Origin of the sequence: Kitasatospora sp. GP30 (assembly GCF_029892145.1) — a bacterium.
Classification (GTDB): Bacteria; Actinomycetota; Actinomycetes; order Streptomycetales; family Streptomycetaceae; genus Kitasatospora; species Kitasatospora acidiphila.
On sequence record NZ_JARZAH010000100.1, the window covers coordinates 1 to 1,844 of the forward strand.

Annotated in this window: 1 protein-coding gene and 2 pseudogenes; 2 read left to right on the top strand and 1 reads right to left on the bottom strand. The window is 70.7% G+C overall.

Annotated elements, in window-relative coordinates:
- Nucleotides 1-538: 538 nt before the first annotated feature.
- Nucleotides 539-1,057, top strand: a pseudogene (locus tag P3T35_RS40270) (IS6 family transposase); the annotation flags it as partial.
- 60 nt (nucleotides 1,058-1,117) lie between these two features.
- Here P3T35_RS40270 and P3T35_RS40545 read toward each other — a convergent pair.
- A complete protein-coding gene (locus tag P3T35_RS40545) occupies nucleotides 1,118-1,318 on the bottom strand; it encodes a hypothetical protein (RefSeq protein ID WP_180356223.1) in 201 nt (66 codons plus the stop codon).
- Between the two features lie 92 nt (nucleotides 1,319-1,410).
- Between P3T35_RS40545 and P3T35_RS40280 the strand changes: the two are divergent.
- A pseudogene (locus P3T35_RS40280) lies at nucleotides 1,411-1,748 on the top strand (hypothetical protein).
- The last annotated feature ends 96 nt before the right edge of the window (nucleotides 1,749-1,844 follow it).

A 1,844-nucleotide genomic window follows, 5' to 3' on the forward strand; every position in this document is an offset into this window, starting at 1 on the left:
GCCGTGCGACCACCGGGACGCCCCGGAAAGGAAACCCGAGACACGGGGTCAGATTCCCGGCCCGGCGAGGTAGGTGTAGCCGCCGGCCAGGCTGGCCGAGGGCGGCACAGCAGTCCGAACCCGGCCGCAGCAAGGTCGAACACTGTCCGAGCCCCGCCCACTGAGCTGGTGGGCGTCTTGGTGGCCCGAAGCGGCCCCGCACCTCCCCTGAAGTTCACGTCGGCATCTCCCTCGATGGCGACCGGGGTGTCAACGACCTACAGCGGCCTGACGGCCACCCACCCAGCGGCGCCAGGAGGGCGGGCCAGCCCTCCGGACAGCAGCGCGGCGGCGGACCACCACCCCGAACTGATGACCGGCTTCGCGGGCATGCTCGGCGTCCCCGCCCCGACCTGGCGGCACTCGGCGGCATCCACCTGCCGAACGACCTGCCGCCGCTCCACTCCCGGGCCACGGAGATGGCTGCCGTCATCTGGGAAGCCCGACACCTGACCACCACCCAACTCGATGAAGTCCACCTCACCTCCCGCCATCTGGCCGGCTGCCCACGGCGGGCGACAAATGGCATCTCGACGAGGTCTTCATCAAGATCAACGGGGTGCGGCAGTACCTGTGGCGGGCCGTCGACCAGCACGGCAACGTCCTGGACATCCTGGTCCAGTCCCGCCGGGACGCGAAGGCCGCCAAGCGCTTCATGGCCAAGCTGATGAAGAAGCAGCGCCGGGTCCCGCGGGTGCTGGTCACCGACAAGCTCCGCTCCCACGGTGTCGCCCACCGCGAGCTCATGCCCTCGGTCGAGCACCGCTCGCACAAGGGGCTGAACAACCGGGCCGAAAACTCCCACCAGCCGACAAGGCAGCGCGAGTGCGCGATGAAAGGCGTCCGTTCCGTGGGTGCGGCACAGCGGTTCCTGTCCGCGTTCAGCGGCATCTCACCCCACTTCCGCACCCGACGACATCTGCGCACCGCCGCCGAACACCGGCTCGAGATGACCCTCCGCTTCACCATCTGGGACCACGTCACCGGGAACACCGGCCGCCTGCCCGCCGCGGCCTGACCCAAGCCCCGAGACCGGCCCCAAAACACCCCGATACAGCATCAGATGATCAAGTACCCGTTAACGTGACAGCACCTCCGCATCCCCGCCGAAGCGCGCGACCGCCTCGCCGAGATCGCCGCCGCCGAACACCTTTCGCTGCGCGCCTACCTCGCCCGCCTGGCCGACACCCTGCTCACCCCCGCCGAACGCGCCGAACGCGCCGGACAGGCCCGGATCGCGCTCGCCGACTGGAACGGCTACGCGCCCGACGCCGACCACACCGCCCAGCTCGACGCCGAGCTCGATCGGCGCCTGGCCGAAGCCGGCGGCGCCCGGTGAACGAGTTGCACATCGTCCTGGACGACACCGCGATGGTCGCCGCCGGCCGCGGCAACCAGCTGGCCTCCCGCCTCATCCACCGCGCTCACGCCGGGGGCGGCTGGTACCTCTACGTCCCGGCTGCGCCCTGGAGGAAGCCGACCGCGAACGCCCCGGCACCGCCGAACACCTTGCGGCCCTGCCCGCGGTCACCGTCCTCGATCTCGACCTGGCCGCCGCCCTGGCACTCGCCGCCGAGAACACCTGGGCAGAGGCTCACACTCGCCACACCGCCGCCCCGACGGAATGCCCGGACGGCGCGGTGGTCGCCACCGTCGATCCCCTGCGTTGGAAGGGCCAGCCGGTTCGGGTCATCGACCTGACGCCCTGATTGAGCTTGCTCCGCTTTGACGGACACCGTTGGTGCGGTGGTCAGGCCGCCAGCACGGTCTCGTACTCGGCAGGACTGCGGTAACCGAGGCTGCTG